The sequence below is a fragment of the Achromobacter spanius genome, assembly GCF_002966795.1.
Lineage (GTDB): Bacteria > Pseudomonadota > Gammaproteobacteria > Burkholderiales > Burkholderiaceae_B > Achromobacter > Achromobacter spanius_D.
On sequence record NZ_CP023270.1, the window covers coordinates 2,423,538 to 2,447,647 of the forward strand.

Annotated in this window: 23 protein-coding genes; 12 read left to right on the top strand and 11 right to left on the bottom strand. The window is 67.4% G+C overall.

Annotated features, from left to right (window positions below):
* Positions 1-44 precede the first annotated feature (44 nt).
* The 9 genes from gspN to CLM73_RS10845 form a co-directional block, all read right to left on the bottom strand.
* Positions 45-809, bottom strand: coding sequence for a type II secretion system protein N (gene gspN, locus CLM73_RS10805; RefSeq protein WP_105238431.1), 765 nt, complete (start codon positions 807-809; stop codon positions 45-47).
* A 159-nt stretch (positions 810-968) separates the two neighbouring features.
* Positions 969-1,553, bottom strand: coding sequence for a type II secretion system protein GspM (gene gspM / locus CLM73_RS10810; RefSeq protein WP_105238432.1), 585 nt, complete (start codon positions 1,551-1,553; stop codon positions 969-971).
* Positions 1,550-2,542, bottom strand: a complete 993-nt coding sequence (locus CLM73_RS10815; protein WP_105238433.1) for a GspL/Epsl periplasmic domain-containing protein — start codon at positions 2,540-2,542, stop codon at positions 1,550-1,552. Before CLM73_RS10815 ends, gspM begins: the two co-directional genes overlap by 4 nt.
* Positions 2,539-3,525: a type II secretion system minor pseudopilin GspK gene (gene gspK / locus CLM73_RS10820; protein WP_234015850.1), complete on the bottom strand. Its 987-nt coding sequence runs from the start codon at positions 3,523-3,525 to the stop codon at positions 2,539-2,541. The genes CLM73_RS10815 and gspK overlap by 4 nt, the downstream gene beginning before the upstream one ends.
* Complete coding sequence (locus tag CLM73_RS10825; protein ID WP_105238434.1) at positions 3,522-4,127, bottom strand: prepilin-type N-terminal cleavage/methylation domain-containing protein; 606 nt, start codon at positions 4,125-4,127, stop codon at positions 3,522-3,524. The genes gspK and CLM73_RS10825 overlap by 4 nt, the downstream gene beginning before the upstream one ends.
* Before the next feature lie 2 nt (positions 4,128-4,129).
* Positions 4,130-4,615: a type II secretion system minor pseudopilin GspI gene (gspI, locus tag CLM73_RS10830; protein ID WP_234015851.1), complete on the bottom strand. Its 486-nt coding sequence runs from the start codon at positions 4,613-4,615 to the stop codon at positions 4,130-4,132.
* Positions 4,602-5,090 carry a type II secretion system minor pseudopilin GspH gene (gspH, locus tag CLM73_RS10835; RefSeq protein WP_105238435.1) on the bottom strand — a complete coding sequence of 163 codons (489 nt, stop codon included), beginning with the start codon at positions 5,088-5,090 and terminating at the stop codon, positions 4,602-4,604. The genes gspI and gspH overlap by 14 nt, the downstream gene beginning before the upstream one ends.
* Positions 5,062-5,433 carry a type II secretion system major pseudopilin GspG gene (gspG, locus tag CLM73_RS10840; RefSeq protein ID WP_234015893.1) on the bottom strand — a complete coding sequence of 124 codons (372 nt, stop codon included), beginning with the start codon at positions 5,431-5,433 and terminating at the stop codon, positions 5,062-5,064. The genes gspH and gspG overlap by 29 nt, the downstream gene beginning before the upstream one ends.
* 148 nt (positions 5,434-5,581) lie before the next feature.
* Positions 5,582-6,025, bottom strand: a complete 444-nt coding sequence (locus CLM73_RS10845; protein WP_105238436.1) for a general secretion pathway protein GspC — start codon at positions 6,023-6,025, stop codon at positions 5,582-5,584.
* 702 nt (positions 6,026-6,727) lie between these two features.
* Between CLM73_RS10845 and CLM73_RS10850 the strand changes: the two genes are divergently transcribed.
* The 3 genes from CLM73_RS10850 to CLM73_RS10860 are packed head-to-tail and all read left to right on the top strand — an operon-like array spanning position 6,728 to position 11,172.
* Entirely contained in the window at positions 6,728-8,752 is a 2,025-nt protein-coding gene (locus CLM73_RS10850; protein WP_105238437.1) for an alkaline phosphatase family protein, read from the top strand.
* Between the two features lie 21 nt (positions 8,753-8,773).
* Positions 8,774-8,965, top strand: a complete 192-nt coding sequence (locus CLM73_RS10855) for a hypothetical protein (protein WP_199778282.1) — start codon at positions 8,774-8,776, stop codon at positions 8,963-8,965.
* 35 nt (positions 8,966-9,000) lie between these two features.
* The gene (locus tag CLM73_RS10860) at positions 9,001-11,172 is read left to right on the top strand and encodes a phosphocholine-specific phospholipase C (RefSeq protein ID WP_105238438.1); all 2,172 of its coding nucleotides are present in this window, start codon (positions 9,001-9,003) and stop codon (positions 11,170-11,172) included.
* A gap of 3 nt (positions 11,173-11,175) precedes the next feature.
* Here CLM73_RS10860 and CLM73_RS10865 read toward each other — a convergent pair whose 3' ends face one another.
* Positions 11,176-12,078, bottom strand: coding sequence for a LysR substrate-binding domain-containing protein (locus tag CLM73_RS10865; protein ID WP_105238439.1), 903 nt, complete (start codon positions 12,076-12,078; stop codon positions 11,176-11,178).
* A gap of 93 nt (positions 12,079-12,171) precedes the next feature.
* On the opposite strand from CLM73_RS10865, the gene ggt reads away from it, so the two are divergent.
* The 5 genes from ggt (at position 12,172) to CLM73_RS10890 (ending at position 19,191) form a co-directional block, all read left to right on the top strand.
* A complete protein-coding gene (gene ggt / locus CLM73_RS10870; RefSeq protein WP_056570073.1) occupies positions 12,172-13,800 on the top strand; it encodes a gamma-glutamyltransferase in 1,629 nt (542 codons plus the stop codon).
* Between the two features lie 47 nt (positions 13,801-13,847).
* Positions 13,848-15,359 (top strand): ABC transporter substrate-binding protein, encoded by a 1,512-nt coding sequence (locus tag CLM73_RS10875; RefSeq protein WP_105238440.1) that lies wholly within the window; start codon positions 13,848-13,850, stop codon positions 15,357-15,359.
* 129 nt (positions 15,360-15,488) lie between these two features.
* Complete coding sequence (locus CLM73_RS10880; RefSeq protein WP_105238441.1) at positions 15,489-16,433, top strand: ABC transporter permease; 945 nt, start codon at positions 15,489-15,491, stop codon at positions 16,431-16,433.
* A complete protein-coding gene (locus CLM73_RS10885; RefSeq protein WP_105238442.1) occupies positions 16,430-17,308 on the top strand; it encodes an ABC transporter permease in 879 nt (292 codons plus the stop codon). Before CLM73_RS10880 ends, CLM73_RS10885 begins: the two co-directional genes overlap by 4 nt.
* 14 nt (positions 17,309-17,322) lie before the next feature.
* Positions 17,323-19,191 (top strand): dipeptide ABC transporter ATP-binding protein, encoded by a 1,869-nt coding sequence (locus tag CLM73_RS10890; protein WP_105241471.1) that lies wholly within the window; start codon positions 17,323-17,325, stop codon positions 19,189-19,191.
* 528 nt (positions 19,192-19,719) lie between these two features.
* Here the strand turns inward: CLM73_RS10890 and CLM73_RS10895 are convergent.
* On the bottom strand, positions 19,720-20,373 hold the full coding sequence (locus CLM73_RS10895) for a LysE family translocator (RefSeq protein WP_105241472.1): 654 nt from the start codon (positions 20,371-20,373) through the stop codon (positions 19,720-19,722).
* A gap of 229 nt (positions 20,374-20,602) precedes the next feature.
* Here CLM73_RS10895 and CLM73_RS10900 point away from each other — a divergent pair, with 229 nt between their 5' ends.
* From CLM73_RS10900 to CLM73_RS10915, 4 genes are all read left to right on the top strand, one after another.
* Positions 20,603-21,139, top strand: a complete 537-nt coding sequence (locus CLM73_RS10900; protein WP_105241473.1) for a YaeQ family protein — start codon at positions 20,603-20,605, stop codon at positions 21,137-21,139.
* Positions 21,140-21,215: 76 nt separating this feature from the next.
* Positions 21,216-21,809 carry a TetR/AcrR family transcriptional regulator gene (locus CLM73_RS10905; protein ID WP_105238443.1) on the top strand — a complete coding sequence of 198 codons (594 nt, stop codon included), beginning with the start codon at positions 21,216-21,218 and terminating at the stop codon, positions 21,807-21,809.
* Positions 21,810-21,939: 130 nt separating this feature from the next.
* Positions 21,940-22,632: an SDR family oxidoreductase gene (locus CLM73_RS10910; RefSeq protein ID WP_105238444.1), complete on the top strand. Its 693-nt coding sequence runs from the start codon at positions 21,940-21,942 to the stop codon at positions 22,630-22,632.
* 19 nt (positions 22,633-22,651) lie between these two features.
* The gene (locus tag CLM73_RS10915; RefSeq protein ID WP_105238445.1) at positions 22,652-24,085 is read left to right on the top strand and encodes a DHA2 family efflux MFS transporter permease subunit; all 1,434 of its coding nucleotides are present in this window, start codon (positions 22,652-22,654) and stop codon (positions 24,083-24,085) included.
* The last annotated feature ends 25 nt before the right edge of the window (positions 24,086-24,110 follow it).

The window sequence follows — 24,110 nt, forward strand, 5'->3', positions numbered from 1 at the left end:
GCGGTTCCTGCTACACGGTGTCTGACACCTTCCCGCAATCGCCCCTAACGCCCGGATTTCCCCACGCCGAACGTTACCTTGTCGCCCGATCGGCGGCCCAGCGTCGACATCAGGCCGTCCAGCGCGGCGCGGTTGGCTTCGCTGGCCGATTGGGAGAACGTGGCTTCGCCCTGGAAGCTGATGCCTCGGGGGCCAGTGCTGCCTTGGCCTTTGACGTCGAGCAGGCCGCTTTCCGTGCTGAGGGTCAGCGTGGCGCCAGTCTTGCCGCCTTGCACGCGTAGCAGGTACGTGCCCACCGGCGTAATGGGTGAAAGCGCAGTCGCCGCGTTGCGCCAACGCAGGTCGACGACCGGGCCGGGGGGGAGCGGGGCGCCCAGGCGCAGGGGCTGCCAGCTGATCTCCAGCATGCCTTGCGGCGACAATGTGTTCCACGGCGCGCCAAGCGCGGGCAGGACCGTCGCGGGCACGCGCAGGGACGATGCGGGCAGCGCCAGGCCGTTCCACCCGGGGCGCGCGCGTAGGGTGCCTTGCAGCCAGGGATGCGAAATGTCGAGCGCCAGCGTGTCCCAGCGCCATTGCCATTGCACCGGTTGCGGGAGCACGCGGCGCGCGCCTTGGGAGCCAAGGGCGATCCAGGCGCTGCCGCGCCACAGCGTGCCGCTGGCGTCGGCCAGTGCGACCGGCGCGTCGTCGGGCAAGAGCGCCAGCACCCAGCGCGCGGGCAGCACGGCAGCGCCGGCGGCTGCGGCGCATAGGACGCCGGCGATCCACAAACCTGCGACGCGGCGCGGGGGAAGTTTCACACGCATCAGTGGCTCCCGATGGCGGCGCACGCCGCGCCCGCTAGCCACAAACCTGCAACTCGGCGTGAGGGAAGTTTCACGTGCATGAGTGGCTCCCGATTGCAGCGCACACCGCGCTGACCAGCCACGGACCCGCCCCACGGTCCAAGGGAATCTTCACAGCCATCACCGGCTCCCCGCCGCCTGCGGCGGCAGCAGCACGACCTTGCCGTTGACCAGGCCCGGCAGCGGCCGTCCATTGGCATTCGCGGCGCGCGTCAGGTCCACTTGCGAGATAGCCAGCCCCCAGTCGCGTCCCGCGCCGTCCAGCCAGCGCATCAGCGCCGACGAAGGCGCCTGGTCCAGCGACAGTTCTACGCCACCGCCTTCCGCATCCGCCAGCTTCCATTGCCCCGCGGGCAGGCCGGCGCGTTCCAGACTGGCCGCCAGTTCCGCCGTGCTGGGCATCGCGCCCGCAGGCGCCGCGCTGCGCAGGCGCAGGGCGGACGCTTGCGCGGTCAGGTCGGCGACGGTGGCGGCCTGGGCGCGCAGTCCCGGCAGCTCGGCCTGCAGCTTGCGCACGGTGTTCAGGGCGGGTTCGATCAGGGTGACGAAGACGATCGCCGCGCCCAGCAGCAGGGCGGCGCCCGCTACCAGGCGCCGTTCGCGCGGGGCCAGCGCCTGGTAGCGCTGGCGGGCGCGCGCGAGCGCCGGGTCCACGGGTTTGCGCGCGGCCTGCCACGCGGCTTGAAGTCGGTAAAGCGGTTTCATGGTTGGCTGCGCACGATGCGCCAGGTGTTGTCGGTGTCGCCGCGTTCAAGCTTCAGCCCCAGGGCGGCGGCCTGCTGGATCAGCGCGGGGGTCTCAGCGACGCGTTGCGCCTGCGGCCCGGCGTCCGCCAACTGCAACGTCAGCGCCTGGTCGGCGTAGGTCAGATGCGCGACCTTGTCGGCCGCAAAGGGCAGGGCCTGCGCGGCCGCGCGCGCCAATGGCAGGAAGTCGCCCGCGTTGGCCGCGCCGCGGTTGGCCTGCAACGCGTCCAGTCCTTGCTGCGCCTGACGCGCCGGGTCCAGCACGACCGGCACGTTGGGAAAGGCCGCCAGCACCTGGTCGTGCATGCCGCGTTGCAGGGTATCGGCCTCGCCGCGCAACTGCGCCGCATAGATATTCAGTCCCGCAATCCACACCACGGCGGCCAGCGCGCCCCAACGCCACACCGGCTGCCAGCGCGACACGCTGACCGGGGCGAGGTGCGGCATCGCCAGCGACCAAGCGGGTGAGGGCGCGTGCCAGCGCGGATCCGCGGGATCGCGCAACGGCGCATCCGTGGCCGGCGCCAGCGCCTGCGGGGCGATCAACGCGCGCACGCGCAGGCCTTGCTGGCTCAGCAGGCTCCACGCGCGCCGGACCGGCTCGCGCGGAGACCACGCCAGCGGCACGGAACCGTCGGCCGCGCGCGTGCCGTATCCGATCGCCAGACTGTCCAGGTCGCTCAGCACCAGCGGTTCCAGCGCGCCGCGCACGGCCGCGCCGAAGTGCGCGCGCGCCACCGCCGGAATCTGCACCGTCGCCGCGATGACGTCGGCAGGATGCAGCACGGCCTCACACATGGCCTGCGGCCAGGCGTTCCCGAGGGCGCGCAGCGCGAGTTCGCCTTGCCGCACGCAGCGGCCGCGCCGGTCGAACCAGGCATAGGGCAGCGGCGAATCGGCGCCAAATTCCTCCAGCGCGGGCAGGGCGATGCGCAGGGTGTTCTTCAAGGTGTTTCTCTCGTCCAGATGGTTTCGGGCGCGGCCGGCGGTGCGCTGCGCATCAGCGCCTGCATGGAGACGCGCGCCCGTTCGTAGACCACGGTGCCGCTGGCCAGGAACCAGCCGCTGTTGGTGGAGACGGACGGCGCGGGCGTCTTCACGCCCGTCCCCGCCAGCCGATTGGCGAAATCGCCGGTGTTGTTGAACCAGTTGCCGCGATCGCGCTCGCCCGCCATCGCCCGCGCCTGCGCCAGCGACAGCCCCGGCACCAGCGCCGCGATGACCTCGGCGGGCGCGGTGTTGACGTTGACCGTCGTGGCCGAAGGCAGCAGCGTCATCGTGCGCCGCAGCGCATTGCGCATCGGCGGCTCCAGCCCCAGCAGGGCGGCGACTTCGTCGACCCCGCGCGGCAGCGGCGCGCGTGCCTGCGGACCGGGACGCGTCGCGTTATTCGGCGCGTCCGCCGCCAGCGCCGGCGGCTGCGCGGACGCGACGATGTCAACGATCCGCGCGGCCAGCGTATCCGGCAGTTCCAGCAAACCCAGCAGACGCCGCAGAATCTCTTCCTGCTCCGGCTGCGGCACGCCGTTACGCGCCAGGTTGTAAAGGTTGTACTTGCCCTGCTCGTCCTGCACCCCGCCCGAAAACACCGCCACGCGATCGTCGCCGGGCCGTTCGATGCGCGTGTCCAGCACCGGCGTCGCCCAGATCTGGTCGCCGCGGGTGGTGGGCTCGCGCCGGCCGTGGTCGCGCACCACCAGCCGCGCCCAGTCGATCCCGCCCGCCAGCATCGCACGCGCCTGCACGCGCGCCAGTTCGTTCTCCACGCGCCGCGTACTGGCGGTCTGCCGCTGGAACAGGCTGGTCGTCAGCGCCGCCACGATGGCAACGACGATCAGCGCGCTGACGACCGCCGCGCCGCGTTGGCGGGTAGCGCTGGGGGTGTTGCGCGCGCCACCCGCGCCGTGGGCATGAACCACCGCGCTCGTCATGGCAGCTCCAGGATGCGCGTATAGCGCCGCAGGTCGCCCGGCACGCCGCGTTCAAAAACGATCTCCAGCCCGCTGGGCGCGGCCCCAAAAGACGCGTTCGCATCTGCCCAGCCCACGCCCGGCACCCAAGCGCGCAGCGCAAGAGATCGCACGCCCGGCAGCAGCAGCACGCCGTCGCTAGCCGCAGGCAGTGGACTGCGAGGCGCGGACGGTCCGCTGACGCGCCACAGGCCGTCACCGCGAACCTGCCATTGAATGCGCTGCCACAACCCGTTGCCATCAGGATCGGGACGCAGGATTTCCAGCGTCTGCCCGCCCGCCGCCCGCGGCAGCAACCGCAGGCCCGTCGTGAACGCCACCGCGTCCAGTCCCGGCGAATCAAATGCGGGACCCGTGTACGACAACTCGACGTCCCGCGCCATCTGCCCCAGCGTGCGCACGATGGCATCCGTATCCTCGGCCTGCGCGGCGATCAGATCGCGCGCGCCCGACACGCTGGCCAGCCCGCGCCAGGCCATCAGGCTCACCAGCGCCATCAGCGCCAGGGCGACCAGCACCTCGATCAGCGTGAAGCCGGCCTGCGATTGCGGAGAACGGCGCATCGTCATCGCAAACTGGACAGCAGTCCGTCGAGCTGCAGCAGGATCGCTCCGTCACGCGGAGACGCGGCGTCATGCACCTTCACGGACACCTGCCGAAAGCTGCGATTCATCGAGTTCGTGAAGACCAGTTCGCATTGCAGCGCCAGGCCGCCTTGCGGACACGGCACCATCTGCGTCCCGGCGCGCGGCAGGGCCTGTTCCAGCCGCAATTGGGTAAGCGCGTTCTGCGCGGCCAACAGCGCCAGCGTCTTGTCCTGCAGGGCGCGATTGTTCGCGGCCATGACCCCGGTAGCGCGCAGCGCCGCGCCCATCGCCACGGCAATGATCGCCAACGCCACCAGCACTTCGATCAGCGTAAAGCCGCGCTCGCGGTTGCGCTTGCGGTCGCATTCAGGCGGGCATGTTGCGTCAACAGCGCCGGCGACGCCAGCGGCCGCCGTGATCGCGCCCTCGGCAACGCCTTTGACCGATGCGTCAGCGAATCTCATAGCGCCCCGCAGCGTCGCGTTGCAGCGTGACGTGCCCATCAGCCGTGCTCAGCGTCAGCGTCATCGGTGCGGCAACCCATTCGGTATTGAAGATCAGCGGGCGATCCGGATCCAGCCGCCATTGCACCGGCGCGGCCGACCAGGACTGCGGACGCAGAACCTCGTCGCGTTCGAGCCGGTCGGCCGGCACCGGAATGTCGTCTTGCGCCGTGGGACCGGCCGCGCGGCCCGCGCGCTCGAACGACCAACCCTGGCCGTTCGCCAGCCAGCGGATATTGCGTCCGTCACTACGGGCTTCGCTTTGCGCCACGGTGAACGCGTCGGCCAGACGCTCGGCGTCGGCGCGCAGCCCGTTGTCGCCCCGGCCGACGGACAGGCTCACCATGCTCGCGGCAATGGCCACGATCACCAGCACCACCAGGACTTCGACCAGCGTGAAACCGCGCTCAGAGTTCCCAGGAACCGATGTCGGCATCGCCGCTTTCTCCGCCGGGCTTGTTGTCGGCGCCAAACGAGAAGACGTCGACGTCGCCTTTGACGCCGGGGCTCAGGTATTGATAGGGATGGCCCCACGGATCGTTGGGCAGCTTGTCCAGATAGCCGCGCCAGTTCGCCACGCCATCAGGCTTTTGCGCCAGCGCGCGCAGGCCTTGGGCCGTGGTCGGATAGCGGCCATTGTCCAGGCGGTACAGCTTCAGCGCCTGCATGATCCCGCCGATGTCCTGGCGGGCGGCGGCCTGGCGCGCCTGGTCGGGGCGATCCAGCACACGCGGCACCACCAGCGCGGCCAGAATCCCCATGATCACAATCACCACCATGATCTCGATGAGGGTGAAGCCCTGCTGGCGGGCAAGCCCGCGCGGTAACTGACGCACTTTGCAACTCCGGTCTATCTGTTGAAGCCCGGGATTGTGGACATGAAATATGACAGTAATGCGCATCGCACGTCGCGAACCTGTCACGCGCCTACTTCGCCAGCGTGATCCCGCCCGGCGCATCCTGGGCCGCCGGCGCCGCCAGACGGCTTGCGCGGCCCGACTGCTCCACCGTGACGGCATCCGCCGCGATGTCACGCAGCAAGATGCCCGGCGCCACCTCCGCCCCGGCGCGCCATGCCAGCGGCGGTCCGCCGTCCACGCTCAGCACCGCGGCGCCATCGGGTCCGGCTGCAATCACGCCCAACACCGTGATCTGCGTTCGCATGGCTTCGTCCTTGCCGAACCACAACGCCACCGGCGTGTTGTCAGCCGCGCGCGGCGCGGCGGCGGAGACGGCCGGGGGCAGGGGCCCGGGCTGCGGCGCAAGCAGAATCGACGCCCACACGCCAAGCCCCGAGGCAAAGGCCAACACGACAAGAACGCGCAGCGCGGCGGGCGCGGAGGGCAGGGGCAAGCGCAGGGACAAAGGCATGGCATTCAGGCACGGACAACAAGACGCGGCCGACTATAGCGGCGTTTCATGACAGCCTTGCAATAGCGGCGATGTGGCGGTGGCTCAATGCGGCGGTGTCGACACCCTAGGGAGAAAATCGTCGGCGCGTCACGCCATCTCAGCGGGTGTCAGACACCTAGGCAATACGCGCGACGCACCAGCCACACGCGAAGCGTCATCACCACACCGCAAGACACCGCGTAAGTCCCCGAAGGCCGCCCGCGCGGCCGACCGGGGACGGGCACCGCAAGACGCTGCTAGCCCGAAGGTCTCTGCACAAAAATGCCAAGCACGCCGATCGTCCCAACGACCTGAAGACTTGAATTGCCAGAGTCCGGTGCGGTGGCGGCCCGGGGTGCGCGGGGCGTCGATAAGCCCGAGGGAATCGGAAGGCCGTCGCCGAAGGCGACAACGACGATGACGACGGGGCAGTCCGGAGCGAAGGCTCCGGACCGCAATCGTGGCCCCGCGCGCCCCGGGCCGCCACCGTGCCGGACGCCTCAAGAACTCATCCCCCAAGCAATCAACCCGCCCAACCCCCCCCCCTGCATCACGTCATACGCAAAAGAATCCTGATTCAGCAATCAAGGTTTCTCTCCTTTATTTCACGGGTCTTTCACGTTCGATCTCCACCATGTCGCCCAGCGTAAGACCCCCTTCATGAAAACGAGAAGAGAAGCAATGCAGACATTGAACTGGAGAAGATGGTGCGCCACGTTGCTGGCGACCAGCGTGTTGGCCGGCTGTGGCGGCGGCGATGACGACGACGACGCGCCCGTCGCCCCGCCCACCCCGCCCACCCAGCCGCCCGTCACGGCCCCGGGCGAGGCCAGCGTCGACAAGGTGCTGTTCGTCGGCGTCGACGGCCTGACCTACGACGCGCTGCGCCGCGGCGCCGCCGACAACACGCTCCCCAACTTGAGCCAACTCACCGTCACCCGCGCCTGGACCGGCGGCGTGACCGGCACCGTCACCCAGCAGCCAACACTGTCAGCCCCCGGCTGGGCAACCCTGCTCACCGGCCAATGGGCCGACGTCCACGGTGTGCGCTCCAATGCGCAAGGGCAGGGCATGAAAGCCCCCAGCCTGTTCCAACGCATCAAAACCGCTCAACCCGACGCCCGCACCGCCGGCGCCTTCAACTCCCCCATCCTCGCCAGCCTGCTAGGCACCGACCGCGACGCCGGCTATGTACAGACGCTGACCGACTGCGCCGGCGCAGACGACTGCGTCGCCTCCCAAGCCCGCGACCGCATCGCCGAAGGCTACGACGTCGTCGTCGCCCAATTCGGCGCACCCGAACGCGCTGCCGCTGAAAACGGCTTCGGCACCACCTACGAGGCCGTCATCCACCAGACCGACGCCGCCCTCGGCGTCCTGGCCAAGCAACTGGCCGACCGCCGCGCCGCACATCCCAACGAAAACTGGCTCATGGTCGTCGCCTCCAGCCACGGCCTCGACAAGACCGGCGGCAGCGACGGCCTGCCGTTCTCCGCGAACAAGACCATCCTGCTAGCCGCCAATCAACCCGTCCTGCTCGGCGGCAGCGCCGACGATGCCTCCTTCGACGGCGTATGGGACACCAACTGGTACGCGCTGCCCAGCGCCGCCGACGTCGCGCCCACCGTCCTCTCGCACCTCGGCGCTTTGCCCGAAGCCGCCGCCTACGACATGGCCGGCACCGCGCTCTCCGAGCCGCTCGCCCTGCGCCGCGTCGCCACCCGCACCTCCATGGACAACAAGAGCGTCACCGTCAGCTGGGTGCGCGTCGGTGAACCTGCAGGCGACATCGTCGTCAGCCGCGACGGCAATGAAGTCGCGCGCCTGCCCGGCACCGCCACCGAATACGTCGACACCGGCTTCACCTTCGACACCGAAGGCGTGCACGAGCTGGCGTACAGCGTCTCCGCAGGCCGCGCCGTCAGCGCCGCGCACGCCTCGGTCGTCTATGCCAAACCCGTCCCATTGCTAGCCTCGCTGCGCACCGGCCTGACCATGTTCTTCCCCTTCGAAGGCGACGTGGCCGACAAGGCCGCGGGCGGCGGCGCCATCACCCCGTACGACGGCGTCCAGGCCCCCGCCTACGCCGACCCCGGCATGCACGGCAAGAGCTTGCGCAACGAACGCAGCGCCGCCGCCCTGGGTGCCTTCAAGCTCGACTACCCCGCAGGCCTCATGGACAGCGTCCAGGCCTTCACCATCGGCTTCTGGTATCAGTCCGACGGCACCGCCAACGACCGATCCATCGTGGGCAACAAAGACTACAACTCCGGCGGCAACCCCGGCATCACCATTGCCCAATGGGCCGGCCCCGAACTGCGCTTCAACGTCGCCGGCGGCGGCAAACGCGCCGACATCAATGGCGTCAAGTTCACGGCCAACAAGCCCGTCTACATCGCCATGACCATCGACAAGACGGCCCGCACGATGACCGCCTACCGCTACGACAGCGAACTCGGCTTCGTGCGCAACGTCACGTCCACCGCCAACCCGGGCGTCGACCTGACCCAGATCGCCGGCGTCTTCGGCCCGCATATCGGCCTGAACGAAGACGGCCGCGGCACCTACGGCATCTGCTGCGCCGGCACCAAGGGCCCGTACACCATGATTTTTGACGACCTCGCCTTCTGGTCGCGCGCGTTGACCGAGGAAGAAGTGAAATCCCTCGCCCTGTCCGGCAAGTCCGTCTCCGAACTGTTTCCCTGATGTCCCAAGGATAGATACCCCATGAGCAAGTCCATGATTTTGCGCGGTTTCCTGCGCGCCGGCGCGGTGCTGATGCTGACCGTCACCCTGGCCGCCTGCGGCGGCGGCGACGACGATGACGACGCGGCCACCCCCACCGACCCGGGCACCCCCACCCAGCCCGAAACGCCCACGCCGCCGCCCGCCAAGCCCGAACTGCGATGCGCGCCTTGAGCCGCAACCTTTATAGACCCATAGGAAAAGCATCCGTGAAGTCCGAAAAAGACACGATCCACGCCGGCAAGCGCCGGTTCCTGCGCAACGCGGCCGCCTCCACCGCGGGGCTGACCGCGCTGTCGATGTTTCCGCCCGCCATCCGCCGCGCGCTGGCCATTCCCGCCAACAACCGCACCGGCACCATCAACGACGTCGAGCACGTGGTCATCCTCATGCAGGAAAACCGCTCGTTCGACATGTACTTCGGCACGTTCAAGGGCGTGCGCGGCTTTGGCGACCGCATCACCATTCCGCTCCCGCAGGACCGCTCGGTCTGGGAACAGACCAACGGCACGCGCGTCGTCATGCCGTATCACCTGGACAGCACCCAGGGCAACGCCCAGCGCGTGGCCGGCACGCCGCACGATTACGTCGACGCCCAGATGGCCTGGGACGGCGGCCGCATGGACCAGTGGCCGCGCTACAAGCAGAACCAGTCCATGGGCTACTACCGTGAAAAGGAAGTGGAATTCCAGTTCGCGCTGGCCAACGCCTTCACGCTGTGCGATGCCTACCACTGTTCGACGCACGGCGGCACCAACACCAACCGCCTGTTCCACTGGACCGGCACCAACGACCCGCTGGCGCAGGGCAATGGCCCGTCCACCCGCAACCAGTGGGACAGCCTGGGGGCCTCGAACATCGGCTGGACCTGGAAGACGTACCCCGAGCGCCTGCAGGAAAACGGGGTGACCTGGAAGGTCTACCAGAACCTGCCCGAGAACTTTGGCGACAACCCGCTGGCCGGCTTTCAGCAGTACCGCCGCGCCAACGAACTGGCGGGCAACGGCGCCAATGGCGCGCCGTACCCCGCCTGGACGCCCAGCATGGATGCGTCCAATCCGCTGTACAAGGGCACGGCCAACACCATGCCCGACGGCGGCTTCCTGCAAGCCCTGCGCGACGACGCCCTGAACGGCACGCTGCCGCAGATATCCTGGATCGTCGCGCCCGCCGATTATTCCGAACACCCCGGCCCGTCCAGCCCCGTGCAAGGCGCCTGGTACATCCAGGAAACGCTCGACGCGCTGACCGCCAATCCGGATGTCTGGAGCAAGACCGTCCTGCTCATCAACTTCGACGAGAACGACGGCTACTTCGACCACGTGCCGCCGCCCGCCGCGCCGTCGCTGAACGCGGACGGTTCCATGGCCGGCGCCTCCACCGTCAACACCGACCTGGAGCGCCACACGCACGCGTCCGCCCAGGACGCCGCCGACAACCGCGTCTACGGCCCCGGTCCGCGCGTGCCGATGTACGTGGTGTCGCCGTGGAGCCGCGGCGGCTGGGTCAATTCGCAAGCGTTCGACCACACGTCGGTGCTGCGCTTCCTGGAAGCCCGCTTCGGCGTGAAGGAAGAAAATATCAGCCCGTGGCGCCGCGCCGTGCTGGGCGACCTGACCTCGGCCTTCAACTTCGCGACGCCGAATGACGAGAAGCTGCCGGACCTGAACATCCTGACCCGCACGGGTGCGGATCAGGAACGCGCTGCCCAGCAAGCGCTGACCGCGGTGCCGCTGCCCGATCCGTCCACGCAGGCCAAGGGCGTGCAAGAGAAGGGCGTGCGCTATTCACGCGCCTTGCCCTACGAACTGCACGCGAGCGGCCGCAGCCAGCCTGGCACCGGCAACATGTGGCTGGTGTTCTCCAACACGGGCAAGCAGGCCGCGGTGTTCCACGTCTACGACCGCCTGCACCTGGATCGCCTGCCGCGCCGCTACACGGTAGAGCCGGACAAGCAGCTTGAAGGCAGTTGGGACACGGCGGCCGACGGCGGCAAGTACGACCTGTGGGTGTTGGGTCCCAACGGCTGGCACCGCCATTTCGCGGGGGATCTGGCGCACGACCGCACGGCGCAGCAGGATGCGGAGATCCGCGTCTGCTACGACATTGCCAACGGCGACGCCTACGTCAGCTTCATCAACGCCGGCAAGACGCCGTGCACCTTTGAAGTCGCGCCCAACGCCTATTACGCCAATCACGAACGCTGGACGTTCACGGTCCCGGCGGGCGGGCAGGTCGAGCAGCACTGGGCGCTGGCCGCCAGCCACGCCTGGTACGACTTCACGGTGCGCCTGGCCGAGGATCCGTCGTGGCTGCGCCGCTTTGCCGGCCGCATCGAAACGGGCAAGGCGTCCGTGACCGACCCGGCCATGGCCGAGTAAACCTCACGCGGCGGTCTGCGGTTCGCGTGCGCGGAAAGCCTGCGCGCACGCCTCGCAGATTGCCGCCGTGATGCCCTGGCGGGCATGCTCGCGGCGTTCCAGCATGCCGATGGAGCGTGACAGGGGCCCGAGGTCTTCGGGCAGGTAAAAGATCTGCAGCTCCGGGCTGTGCTGCCAGTTCGCGCCGTTGATCAGCGGCAGCAGCGTCACGCCGACCTCCTGGCGCACCAGTTCCACCAGTGTCTCGATCGCGTTCAGTTCCAGGAATTCATTGACCGGCACCGCCATGCGCCGCAGCAGGCGGTCGATCTGCAGCCCGGTGCGCTGGGTCCGGTCAAAGCGCAGGAAGGGATTGCCCGCCAGTACCTCGCGCGCATCCTTGCCGGCCGCCGAGCGCGGGGCGATCACCACCATCTGTTCTTCATATAGCGGCGTCCAGCGCGTGCTGGCCATCTTGCGGCCCGCCTCCACCAAAAACGCGGCGTCCAGCTCGCCGTCTTCCACCTTGCCCGCCAGTTCGCTGGCCTTGCCCGACAGGATGCGCACGTCGAGCTTGGGATGCGCCTTCTTCAACCCCGAGATGACCTTGGACAGCGTGCCCATGCAGGACACGATGCTGCCCACCGACACCGATCCTGCCAATTCGCCGGGCGCCGTGCTCGGGCGCCTCAGTCTGTCGTATAAATCCAGCAAGTGCTTGATTTCGGGAAGCAATTCGCGCCCGGCCGCGTTCAGGATGGCCAGACGCCCGCTGCGGTCAAAGAGCTCTCGCCCCAGTTCGGCCTCCAGTGAGCGCATCTGAAAGCTCACGGCCGCCTGCGTCAGGGCGACCTGCTCGGCGGCTTCGGAGAAGGAACCGTGGTGCGCGACCGCCAGAAACGTGCGCAGGAATCGGATCGTACTCATAAAAAATTCTTTTATGACGGAACAAAAAATCAAATTGATTTAATTAAAGCACGAGAGTAACTTCGCCCGCTTAACCGTTATGAGACCCGCCACATGAAATCCTTCGACTGGGGCAACCCGTATCCTTCCGTTCGCATCCCGCTGTTCGCTCGCAACGTGGTCTCCACGTCGCACCCGCTGGCGGCCCAGGCGGGTCTGCGCATGCTGCTCAAGGGCGGCAACGCCGTGGACGCCGCCATCGCGGCCGCTGCGACGATCGTCCTGGTCGAACCGGTCTCGTGCGGCCTGGGCGGTGACTGCTTTGCCATCGTCTGGGACGGCAAGGAATTGCATGGTCTGAACTCGTCGGGTGTCGCGCCCGCCGCCTGGAACACCGAATACTTCAAGCGCAAGTACGGCACCGGCGACAACGGCCTGGCCATCCAGCCCAAGCGCGGCTGGGACTCGGTCACGGTCCCCGGCGTGGTGGCCGGCTGGGCCGCGCTGCATGAAAAGCTGGGCAAGCTGCCGTTCGAACAACTGTTCGAACCCGCCATCGAGATCGCCGAGCGCGGCTACGCCGTGCCGCCCGTGGTCGCGCACAAGTGGGCCGCCGCCGCCGAGGAACTGAAGTCGCAGCCCGGCTACGCCCAGGCCTTCCTGCCCGAAGGCCGCGCACCCAAGGTCGGCGAGCACTTCCGCTTCCCCGACGCCGCCAACACGCTGCGCCGCATCGCCGAATCCAAGGGCCGCGACTTCTACGAAGGCGAACTGGCCGAGCGCATCGCCGCCTTCAGCAAGGAATGCGGCGGCGCAATGACGCTGGAAGACCTGCGCGGCTACCGCCCGGAATGGGTCAAGCCCATCTCCAAGTCGTACCGCGGCTACGAACTGCACGAAATCCCGCCGAACGGGCAGGGCATCGCCGCGCTGATCGCGCTAGGCATCGTCGAACGCTTCGACATGGCCGATATCCCCGTGGATTCGGTGCAATCGCAGCACATCCAGATCGAAGCCATGAAGCTGGCTTTTGCCGACCTGTACAAGTACGTGGCCGACCCGCGCGCCATGCAGGTCACGCCCGAACAGATGCTGTCGGACGCTTACCTGGACAGCCGCGCCAAGCTGATCCGCCTGGACCAGGCCACTCACTTCGAAGCCGGCCGTCCGCACGCGGGCGGCACCATCTACCTGACCGCCGCCGACGAAAACGGCATGATGATCTCGTTCATCCAGTCCAACTACATGGGCTTCGGATCGGGCGTGGTCGTGCCGGGCACCGGCATCAGCATGCAGAATCGCGGCGTGGGCTTCTCGATGGATCCCAAGTCGGCCAACGTGGTCGAAGGCGGCAAGCGCCCGTTCCACACCATCATCCCGGGCTTCCTCACGCGCGGCGGCAAGCCGGTCATGAGCTTTGGCGTGATGGGCGGCGACATGCAGCCGCAGGGCCACATGCAGACCGTGGTCCGCATGATCGATTACCACCAGAATCCGCAGGCCGCATGCTGCGCGCCGCGCTGGAAGGTCAATCGCGACTTCACGCTCGATATCGAGACCAATATGAAGGCGTCGACGATTGCGGGACTGAAGGACCTGGGGCATGCTCTGAAATCCGTTGACGATCCGTACATGGACTTCGGCGCCGGCCAGTTCATCTGGCGCATGTCCGAGAACGACAACGAACTGGGCTACGTCGCCGCCAGCGACAGCCGTCGCGACGGCCAGGCGGTCGGCTTCTAAAGCGCTTCCTTAAACCGGCAAATGCAGCAACAAGGGGAATAAACACAATGAAACGCTTGACCATGACCTTCGGCGCCAGCTTGCTGGCGCTGGCCGCCGGCGCCGCCAGCGCCCAGAACATCCGGATCGGCCTGCAGGAAGATCCCGATGTCCTGGATCCGCACCGCGCCCGCACCTACGTGGGCCGCATCGTGTTCACGTCGCTGTGCGACAAGCTGGTGGACATCGATCCCAAACTGCACTTCGTGCCGCAGCTTGCCACCTCGTGGTCGTTCAGCGACGACAACAAGGTGCTGACCTTCAAGCTGCGCGACGACGCGCTGTTCCACGACGGCGCCAAGTTCGACGCGGCGGCGGCCAAGGCCAACCTGGACCGCGCCATGAGCCTGCCGGACAGCCTGCGCAAGGGCGAGCTGCGCTCGGTGGCCAAGGTCGACGCACCTGACGCCACCACGCTGGTGCTGACCCTGAAGGAACCGGACGCCACGCTGCTCGCGCAGTTGTCCGACCGCGCCGGCATGATGCTGTCGCCCAAGACCTTCACGGACGATGTCGCCGCGGTGGGCCGCAAGCCCATCTGCTCGGGCCCGTACAAGTTCGTCGAACGCATCCAGAACGACCGCATCATCCTGGAAAAATTCGACCAGTACTACGGCGCCAAGGACTACGCGTTCAAGCGCGTGACCTTCCTGCCGATCCCGGACACCACCGTGCGCCTGTCCAACCTGCGCGCCGGCGACCTGGACATGCTCGAACGCCTGAACCCGTCCGACGCGCCGCAGGTCAAGACCGACGCCAGCCTGACGTTCGCGCCGGTCGCGGGCCTGGGCTTCCAGCAGTTCATGTTCAACGTGGACAACGGCAAGCGCGCCGAAGACAACCCGTTCAAGAACAAGCTGGTGCGCCAGGCGTTCCAGTACGCCATCGACCGCAACGCCATCAACGAAGTGGCCGGCGGCGGCATTTTTGAACCGGCCCAGCAGCCGTTCCCGCCCGCCAGTCCCTATCACAGCGACAAGTTCCCGGTCACCCAGCGCGACGTGGCCAAGTCCAAGAGCCTGCTCAAGCAGGCGGGCTTTGACCGCGTGAAGGCCGAGCTGGTGTTCGGCAACAACACCACCACCTCGTCCGTCGCCGAGATCGTGCAGGCCATGGCTGCCGAGGCGGGCTTTGACCTGTCGCTGCGTCCCACCGAGTACGCCGCGCTGCAGAAGGAATCGGCCGGCGGCAACTTCCAGATCGTGATGCTGGGCTGGTCCGGCCGGGTCGATCCCGACGGCAACATCCACGCCTTCGTCACCTGCAAGGGTGCGCTGAACGATGGCCACTACTGCAACCCGGAAGTCGACAAGCTGCTGAACCAGGCCCGCACGGTCCCGGACGAAGCCAAGCGCAAGGCGATTTACGATCAGGCGCAGGCCATCATCCAGGACGAACTGCCCGGCGTGTACAACTACTACCAGCCGTGGCCGTTCGTGATGGGCAAGAAGGTCCAGGGCTTCACGCCCTATCCGGACGGTATGATCCGGCTCAAGGGCGTGACGTTCGCGCAGAAGTAATGTTGGAGCGGCGAATGCCCGCCGCGCCCGCCGGACGCGCCTTGCGCGTCCGGTTGTCGTTTGCGGCGGACGCGCATCGGGCCCTGTCCGGCCGGCGCCGTCCGTCGTTCCTGTCTTACGGTTTCCCACATGCTTAAACTCATCTTGCGCCGCGTGATCGTCGCGATCCCGACACTGATACTGGTGTCGATGATCGTCTTCATGCTGCAGAAAATCCTGCCCGGCGATCCGGTGCTGACCCTGGCCGGCGAAGAGCGCGACCCGGCCGTCCTGGACTACCTGCGCGACAAATACCGCCTGAACGACCCGTTGCCGATGCAGTACGCGGCCTGGGCCGCGCAGGTCCTGCAAGGCGATCTGGGCAAGTCCCTGCGCACCGACGTGCCCGTCACGACGCTGATCGCGCAAAAACTGCCCGTCACCCTGCAACTGGCCGCCATGGCGATGTTCTTCGCACTGCTGGTGGGCATTCCCATGGGCATCATCGCCGCGGTGCGCAAGGGCAAGCCCGTTGAAATGGGCGCCAACATCGCGGCGCTATCCGGCATGTCCATCCCCAATTTCTGGCTAGGCATCATCCTCATCATGGTGGTGTCGGTGCAGTGGAAGCTGCTGCCGGCCTCGGGCTATGTGTCGCCCTCTGAAGACTTCTGGCTGTCGATCAAGACGATGCTGATGCCGTCGCTGGTGCTGTCCACGGCGATCGCGGCGTACCTGATGCGCCACACGCGCTCGTCCATGCTGGAAGCGCTGTCGGCGGACTACGTGCGCACCGCCCGCGCCAAGGGCGTGTCGCCGCGCAGCGTGGTGCTGCGCCACGCGCTGCGCAATGCGCTGATGCCGATCGTCACGCTGGTGACGCTGCTGTTCGGCGAACTGCTGGCGGGCGCCGTGCTGACCGAACAGGTCTTCACGATCCCGGGCTTCGGCAAGCTGGTGGTCGATGCGGTGTTCACCCGCGACTACGCGGTGGTGCAGGGCGTGGTGCTCTGCGTGGCGGTGGGCTTCATCCTGATGAACCTGCTGGCCGACATCCTGTACATCCTGGTCAATCCCCGCCTGAGGCACTCATGAGCGCAATTCCTGCAACGGCCGCAGCCGTCACGCCGCCCCGCAGCCGCAATCGCGCGTGGGCCAAATTCAAACGCAACCGCATCGCGATGCTCGGCCTGGGCATCGTGCTGTTCTTCGTGCTGGTGGCCATCCTGGCGCCGTTCATCGTCAGCCACGATCCGCTCCAGACCAGCTTCACCACCATCCGCAAGGCGCCGTCCGCGGCGCATTGGCTGGGTACGGACGAGCTGGGCCGCGACATCTACAGCCGCATGGTCTACGGCGCGCGCGCCTCGCTGATGGCGGGCCTGGTGTCGGTGCTGATCGCGCTGATCGTGGGCGTGCCTTTCGGCCTGGCCGCGGGCTACTTCGGCGGCTGGACGGACAGCATCATCTCGCGCGCCACCGAGGCGCTGCTGGCCATTCCCTTCCTGATCCTGGCGATTGCGCTGGCCGCCTTCCTGGGGCCCAGCCTGACCAACGCGATGATCGCCATCGGCGTATCGGCCGCGCCCAAGTTCATCCGGCTGACACGGGGGCAGGTGCTGGCGGTCAAGAACGAGGACTACGTGCAGAGCGCCCGCGCGCTGGGCGCCTCTGACCTGCGCATCATCGGCCGGCACGTGTTCCCCAACGTGATGCCGCCGCTGATCGTGCAGGCCACCATCACGATCGCCACGGCCATCATTGCCGAGGCCAGCCTGTCCTTCCTGGGCCTGGGCCTGCAGCCGCCGACGCCGTCGTGGGGCTCGATGCTCAACACGGCCAAGAACTTCATGACCCAGGCGCCCTGGATGTCGATCTTCCCCGGATCGGCCATTTTCCTGGTGGTGCTGGGCTTCAATCTGCTGGGTGACGGGCTGCGTGACGCGCTCGATCCGCGTCAGGAAAAGTAATCGATATGGCAACCATGGATTCCAACCGCGTCGTGCAGGTCAATGACCTGACGGTGCGGTTCAAAACGCCCGAACGCACCGTGGAAGCGGTGCGCAATGTTTCCTTTCACGTGAACCGCGGCGAAACGCTGGCCATCGTGGGCGAGTCTGGCTCCGGCAAGTCGGTGACTTCACTGGCGCTGATGCGCCTGGTCGAATACGGCGGCGGTCACATCGCCAATGGCGGGATGCTGCTGCGCCGGCGCAGCGGCGACGTGCTGGACCTGGTCAGCGCGCCCGATTCCACGCTGCAGCGGGTGCGCGGCGCGGACGTGGCGATGATCTTCCAGGAGCCGATGACGTCGCTGAACCCCAGCTTTACGGCGGGCAATCAGATCGCCGAGGCTTTGCAGCTGCACCAGGGCTTGGACGCGGCGGCGGCGCGGGCGGAGACGCTGCGCATGCTGGAGCGCGTGCGCATCCCTGAGGCGCGCGCCATTCTGGACCGCTACCCGCACCAGTTGTCGGGCGGGATGCGCCAGCGCGTGATGATTGCGATGGCGCTGTCGTGCAAGCCCCAACTGCTGATCGCCGACGAGCCGACGACTGCGCTCGATGTCACGATCCAGGCGCAGATTCTGCAATTGATCCGCCAGCTCCAGGAAGAAATGGACATGGGCGTGATCTTCATCACGCACGACATGGGCGTGGTGGCGGAAGTGGCGGACCGGGTACTGGTGATGTACCGGGGCGACAAGGTGGAAGAGGGCGGGTCGGACGAGATCTTTGCGCGTCCGCAGCATGCCTACACGCGGGCGCTGCTGTCGGCGGTGCCGCGGCTGGGTGCGATGCAGGGCACGGACGAGCCGGCGCCGTTTCCGCTGTTGAAGGTGGACGAGGCGGTGCGGGTGCCGAATCCGGCGCAGCTGGTGGACACGCCGGTGGCGGCGCCGTCGACGGTGCGGCGCGAGAACGGGCCGGTGCTGAAGGTGCGGGATCTGACGACCAGCTTTGACATTACCGGCGGCATTCTGGGCCGGGTGCAGAAGCGGGTGCATGCGGTCGAGAAGGTCAGCTTTGATTTGTACCCGGGCGAGACGTTGTCGCTGGTGGGCGAGTCGGGGTGTGGGAAGACGACGACTGGCCGGTCTTTGCTGCAACTGGTCAAGAGCAAGAGCGGGTCGATTGAATTCGACGGCAAGAATATCGGCGCGTTGCGGGGTAGTGCGATGCAGACGCTGCGCCAGCATATCCAGTTCATCTTCCAGGACCCGTTTGCGTCGCTGGATCCGCGGATGACGGTGGGCTATTCGATCATGGAGCCGCTGCTGATCCACAAGGTGGCGCGCGGTAAAGAGGCGCAGGATCGGGTGCGGTGGCTGATGGATAAATGCGGGCTGCTGCCCGAGATGATCGACCGCTATCCGCACGAGTTCTCGGGCGGGCAGCGTCAGCGGATCTGCATTGCGCGAGCGTTGGCGTTGAATCCCAAGGTGGTGATTGCGGATGAGTCAGTGTCGGCGCTGGATGTGTCGATTCAGGCGCAGATCGTGAATCTGCTGCTGGATTTGCAGCGTGAGTTGGGTGTGTCGTTTTTGTTTATCTCGCACGATATGGCGGTGGTGGAGCGGGTTAGCCATCGGGTGGCCGTGATGTATCTGGGGCAGATCGTGGAGATCGGGCCTCGGCGGGCTATCTTTGAAAATCCGCAGCATCCTTATACGAAGAAGCTGATGGCGGCGGTGCCGATTGCGGATCCGCAGCGGCGGCATCGGGAGCGGTCGCTGCTGGTGGATGAGATTCCTAGTCCGATGCGTCGGGTGGGGGATGAGCCGTTGGTGGAGCCGTTGGTTGCCGTGGGGGATGGGCATTTTGTGGCTCGGCATGCCATTGGGGTTTATTGAGGCGGCGGTTTCTGCTGCTGTTGTTGCTTGCGGCGGTTGGGGTTCTTAGGCCGCGGCCGGCGCCGTGCCGGGTGCGAGCGAGGGGCCACGATTGCGGTCCGGAGCCTTCGCTCCGGACTGCCCCTGCGTCATCCTCGTTGGCGCCCTTCGGCGCCTGCCTTCGGATTCCCTCGGGCGCATCGACGCCCCTCGCTCGCACCCGTCCCGTCACCAGCCGCTCCGTGAGTTGCTGGCGTCGGGTGGCGGGGCGGGTGGAGTTCTTGCGTTTTTGCCTCGGGTGGGGTGGGGCGAAGGTCTTGCGGGGCCGCCAAAATCGGCCGCGCGGGCGGCCTTCTTTGGCGTTTGGGTGTCTTGCGTCGTGGTGATGACGCTGCGCGCTGGTGGTGGGGTGTTGGCTGTTAGACGCCTGTGCGCGCCCGCGCCGCTCTCAGGTGTCTGACACCCCTACGAGATGGGCGTGGTATTGCAGCTGGCCTGCCCGGGTGTCTGACACCCATCCAAGCGCCAGCGTCGCTTCAAGCCTTTGAATCAGCGCTTTTCCAGCGCCAACCTCAACCCAAATGCAATAAACACCGCCCCGGTCACACGGTCCAGGCCGCGGGTGACGGCCGGGCGGGAAAGCCAGCGCGCCAGGGGGCGGGTGGCGGCGACCAGGAGGACGAACCACAGCATTCCGACGATCGCGTGAACCGTGGCGAGCAGCAGGCTGAAGCGCAGCACGTCGGTGCCGGCGGGGATGAATTGCGGCAGGAAGGTGATGTAGAACACACCGACCTTGGGGTTCAGGGCGTTGGTAAGGCAGCCGCGTACGAACCAGCCGGTGGCGGTGGTGCTGGGACGGGCGGGGGTGGCCAGGATGCCGGAGGGGGATGCCGTCGCGGCCTTGCGGCGGGAACGCGTGCTCCACAGCAGCTTGACGCCCAGATAGAAAAGGTAGATCGCAGCGCAGATCCGCAGGGTGTCGTAGGCGAGCGTGGACACGGCCAGCAGCGAGCCTAGCCCGAATGCCGCGATGGCGCCCCATAGCAGGCAGCCGGCGCTGATGCCCAATCCGGCCATGAGGGCGCGGCGGCTGCCTTCGACGGCGGCGGTGCGTAGCACCAGGGCATTGTCCAGGCCGGGCGTGATGGTGAGGATGGCGGCGGCCAGGGTGAAGGCGAGGAGGGCGGCTGTGGCTGTCATGGCGGGCGGATGTTGGATGGCGCTGTCGGCAAGCTTGACATGTCGGACGCCCGGCAAGTGTAACGCCGCTCCCTCCTTGAGCCGAGGCATGCGCAGCTTGCCTAGCGGCCTGAGGCGGCCGCAATGCCTGCCGGCATGGGCAAAACACGATTGCCGGACTGCATGACGCCCGCACCGCCCGGTTATCATGGCGGCCTTCCTGCAATTCGCTTTTGAACGGACATACGCCATGGCCCTGCGCGCCACCATTTACAAGGCCGACCTGAACGTCGCCGATACCGATCGCCACTATTACGGCAGCCACGGGCTTACCGTGGCGCGTCATCCGTCCGAGACGGACGAGCGCATGATGGTGCGGTTGCTGGCGTTTGCGATGCACGCGCAGGAGGAGCTGGCGTTCACGAAGGGGCTGAGCGATACCGACGAACCGGATCTGTGGGTGAAAGACCTGACCGGCGAGATCAAGCTGTGGATCGAGGTGGGCCAGCCGGAAGAGCGCCGGATTCTGCGTGCCTGTGGCCGCGCCGATGAGGTGATCGTGTATTGCTATGGCGGCTCGGCCAGCAAGATCTGGTGGGACGGGGTGCGTAACAAGCTGGAGCGCACGCGCAATCTGAAGGTGGTGAATCTGCCGGCGGAGCAGTCGAAAGCGCTGGGCAAGCTGGCGGAGCGGACGATGCAGCTGAACGCCAATATCTCGGACGGCGTGGTGTATTTCTCGGCGGACAAGGGCGAAGTGACCATCGAGCCGGAGGCCTGGCGTTAAAAATCGGGGCCGGGGCTTGCGTTTCGGAATATGGTGGTCGTAATATGACGATCATCATATTTTCGGTGTCGCGATCATGTCCGCCTCCCGCAAGGAACAATCCCACGAACGCATCGTCGATGCGGCTGCGCGCGCGATCCGGCGCGAGGGGTATTCGGGGGTAGGCGTCGCGGACGTCATGAAGGAAGCCGGGCTGACGCACGGCGGCTTCTACGCCCATTTCCCGTCGCGTGACGCGCTGTTGGCGGCGGCGATGGAGCGTGCCGGCCAGGACGGCGCGGCGCGGATGGCTCAGGGCATGGCGCGCCGGCGTGCAGAAGGCGTCAGTCCGTTGCGGGCCTGGGTCGAAACCTATCTCAGCGATGCGCATTTGACCGGCTGCGAGCGGGGTTGCCCCGTGGCGGCGTTGGCGTCGGAGATTCCCCGGCAGTCGGAGGACGTGCGCGAGGCGGCGGCCAGCCGGGTGCAGCGGCTCCTGGAAGCGGTGCAGCAGGTGCTGCCCGCCGAGGCTGGCGACCACGCGGCGGCGGCGGTGCTGAGCACGCTGGTGGGCGCGCTGCAACTGGCGCGGGCATTGGGTGACAACCCGAGCGGACGCGCGGTGCTGGCATCCGCCCGCCAGGCGGTCCTGGACCAGTATGACCACGAGGGCGCTGCAGCCTCACACTGATTGATTTTCGCGGCCGCATTGCGCGGCCGTTTTGTTGTCCTTAAATATGATGATCATCATATTTATAAGTGCCTAAGCCAACTACCCAAGCCAACTCCTTCACACCAATCACCCCTCAGGAATGCCCATCATGGAACTCAAGAACGCCGTAGTTTTCATCACCGGGGCCAATCGCGGCCTGGGTCTGACCTTTGCCCGCGAGGCGCTGGCCCGCGGCGCCCGCAAGGTGTACGCCGCCGCGCGCGATCCCTCCACCATCACGCTGGAAGGCGTGGTGCCGGTGAAGCTGGACGTGACGCGCGCCGACGACGTGGCGGCCGCGGCCGAGCTGGCCCAGGATGTGACGCTGGTGATCAACAACGCGGGCATTGCGGACTTCGGCGGGTTTCTGGCGCCGGGCGCCGTGGAGTCGGCGCGCCGGCATCTGGACGTGAATCTGTTCGGGCCGCTGCTGGTGTCGCAGGCGTTTGCGCCCGTGCTGGGCGCGAATGGCGGCGGGGCGATCCTGAATGTCCTGTCGATCGCGAGCTGGGTGAACAACCCGGTGCTGGGCGTGTACGGGATGAGCAAGTCCGCGGCATGGGCGCTGACGAACGGGTTGCGCCAGGAGCTGCGCGGCCAGAACACGCAAGTGCTGGGACTGCATATGGGATTCGTGGATACCGACCTGACCAAGGGCATCGACGCGCCGAAGTCCACGCCGCACGCCATCGTGACCCAGGCGTTTGATGCGCTGGAAGCCGGCGAGCAGGAAGTGCTGGCCGACGAGCGGACCCGCCAGGTCAAGCAGGCGCTGACCGCCAGCCCGTCGGTTTATCTGTAAGCGCGAGGGTCAGGCCGACATGCGTAACAACTCCACTTCCGCCGGCGCTTCGGCAGCAGGCATGGGCGCCGCGTCGCCCGCCGCCACCGCCCCGCAAGCCTCCCCCTGGCCCGTCTTCTGGATCGCCAGTATCGCCGTCTTCCTGGTGTCGCTGGACAGCACGATGCTGTACGCGGCGTTCGGCGCCCTGCGGGAAGGGTTCCCGGCGGCCTCCGCCGCGGACATGTCGTGGGTGCTCAATGCCTACACGGTGGTCTTTGCCGCGATGCTGATCCCCTCGGGCGGACTGGCCGACACCCATGGCCGCAAGCGCATGTTCATGGGCGGGGTGCTGCTATTCCTGGCGGCGTCGGCGGCCTGTGGGCTGGCGGCCACGGAACAGTGGCTGATCGCCGCGCGGGTGTTGCAGGCGGTGGGGGCGGCGCTCTTGACGCCGGCGTCGCTGTCGATCGTGCTGGCGGCGTTTCCGGCGTCGCAGCGGTCGTTCGCGGTCAGTTTGTGGGGCGCGGTGGGCGGACTGGCGGCGGCGGTGGGACCCAGCCTGGGCGCGTTCGTGGTGGACGTGGCGGGATGGCCGTGGGCGTTCTACATCAATCTGCCGCTGGGCGCCGTGTCGCTGTGGTTTGGCGCGGGCATGCTCAAGGAGTCGGTCAAGCCCGACGCGCGCCGCCGCGTGGATGGCGTGGGCATGGCGCTCTTGATGGTGGGCGTGGGCGCGGTGGCGCTGGCCATCGTGCAATCGGAATCGCCAACGTGGCAGCGCAGCGAACTGGCGATCGCGGCGGCGGTGGGCGTGATGGCGCTGATCGCCTTTGTGGCCTGGGCGCGCGTGACGCCGCACCCGCTCGTGGACCTGGCGCTGTTCAAGCACCGGACCTATCGCTACGTGAACCTGGCGACGCTGAGCTTCGGCATTGCGTTTGCCATGATGTTCTTCGCGTTCTTCTTCTACATGACGGGCGTGTGGCATTACAGCCTGCCGCGCGCGGGGCTGGCGGTGACGCCGGGTCCGCTGCTGGTGATGCCGACGGCGATCATTACCGGCCGGCTCGCGGCGCGGATGGGGCATCGGCCGTTTCTGGTGGGCGGCGCGCTGGTGTATGCGGCAAGCGGCTTGTGGTTTCTGCTGGTGCCGGGCGCCGAGCCCGCGTACCTGACCGAATGGCTGCCGGGTCTGCTGCTTAGCGGCATCGGGGTGGGCATGGTGCTGCCGTCGCTGTCGGGCGCGGCGGTGAACCGGCTGCCGGCCCAGCATTACGCCGTGGGCAGCGCCGTGAACCAGGCGACTCGCCAGGTGGGCGGCGTGCTGGGCGTGGCGATCACGGTGCTGCTGCTGGGGCACGGCGTCGCCAGCCATGCGGACTTCTCGCCGATTTACGGCGCGCACGTGGGGCTGGCGCTGTTGACGGCGCTGCTGTGTCTGCCGGTGGATACCCGGCCCAGGACCGCGTAACGCGCGCGAACGACAGGCAGGCGCG

What these genes read in the sequence shown, in the direction of transcription:
- gspN (WP_105238431.1), bottom strand. Translation starts at nt 809, where the DNA reads ATGCGTGTGAAACTTCCCCCGCGCCGCGTCGCAGGTTTGTGGATCGCC.
- gspM (WP_105238432.1), bottom strand. Translation starts at nt 1,553, where the DNA reads ATGAAACCGCTTTACCGACTTCAAGCCGCGTGGCAGGCCGCGCGCAAA.
- gspK (WP_234015850.1), bottom strand. Translation starts at nt 3,525, where the DNA reads ATGACGAGCGCGGTGGTTCATGCCCACGGCGCGGGTGGCGCGCGCAAC.
- CLM73_RS10825 (WP_105238434.1), bottom strand. Translation starts at nt 4,127, where the DNA reads ATGCGCCGTTCTCCGCAATCGCAGGCCGGCTTCACGCTGATCGAGGTG.
- gspI (WP_234015851.1), bottom strand. Translation starts at nt 4,615, where the DNA reads ATGAGATTCGCTGACGCATCGGTCAAAGGCGTTGCCGAGGGCGCGATC.
- gspH (WP_105238435.1), bottom strand. Translation starts at nt 5,090, where the DNA reads ATGCCGACATCGGTTCCTGGGAACTCTGAGCGCGGTTTCACGCTGGTC.
- gspG (WP_234015893.1), bottom strand. Translation starts at nt 5,433, where the DNA reads ATGGTGGTGATTGTGATCATGGGGATTCTGGCCGCGCTGGTGGTGCCG.
- CLM73_RS10845 (WP_105238436.1), bottom strand. Translation starts at nt 6,025, where the DNA reads ATGCCTTTGTCCCTGCGCTTGCCCCTGCCCTCCGCGCCCGCCGCGCTG.
- CLM73_RS10850 (WP_105238437.1), top strand. Translation starts at nt 6,728, where the DNA reads ATGCAGACATTGAACTGGAGAAGATGGTGCGCCACGTTGCTGGCGACC.
- CLM73_RS10855 (WP_199778282.1), top strand. Translation starts at nt 8,774, where the DNA reads ATGAGCAAGTCCATGATTTTGCGCGGTTTCCTGCGCGCCGGCGCGGTG.
- CLM73_RS10865 (WP_105238439.1), bottom strand. Translation starts at nt 12,078, where the DNA reads ATGAGTACGATCCGATTCCTGCGCACGTTTCTGGCGGTCGCGCACCAC.
- ggt (WP_056570073.1), top strand. Translation starts at nt 12,172, where the DNA reads ATGAAATCCTTCGACTGGGGCAACCCGTATCCTTCCGTTCGCATCCCG.
- CLM73_RS10875 (WP_105238440.1), top strand. Translation starts at nt 13,848, where the DNA reads ATGAAACGCTTGACCATGACCTTCGGCGCCAGCTTGCTGGCGCTGGCC.
- CLM73_RS10880 (WP_105238441.1), top strand. Translation starts at nt 15,489, where the DNA reads ATGCTTAAACTCATCTTGCGCCGCGTGATCGTCGCGATCCCGACACTG.
- CLM73_RS10885 (WP_105238442.1), top strand. Translation starts at nt 16,430, where the DNA reads ATGAGCGCAATTCCTGCAACGGCCGCAGCCGTCACGCCGCCCCGCAGC.
- CLM73_RS10890 (WP_105241471.1), top strand. Translation starts at nt 17,323, where the DNA reads ATGGATTCCAACCGCGTCGTGCAGGTCAATGACCTGACGGTGCGGTTC.
- CLM73_RS10895 (WP_105241472.1), bottom strand. Translation starts at nt 20,373, where the DNA reads ATGACAGCCACAGCCGCCCTCCTCGCCTTCACCCTGGCCGCCGCCATC.
- CLM73_RS10900 (WP_105241473.1), top strand. Translation starts at nt 20,603, where the DNA reads ATGGCCCTGCGCGCCACCATTTACAAGGCCGACCTGAACGTCGCCGAT.
- CLM73_RS10905 (WP_105238443.1), top strand. Translation starts at nt 21,216, where the DNA reads ATGTCCGCCTCCCGCAAGGAACAATCCCACGAACGCATCGTCGATGCG.
- CLM73_RS10910 (WP_105238444.1), top strand. Translation starts at nt 21,940, where the DNA reads ATGGAACTCAAGAACGCCGTAGTTTTCATCACCGGGGCCAATCGCGGC.
- CLM73_RS10915 (WP_105238445.1), top strand. Translation starts at nt 22,652, where the DNA reads ATGCGTAACAACTCCACTTCCGCCGGCGCTTCGGCAGCAGGCATGGGC.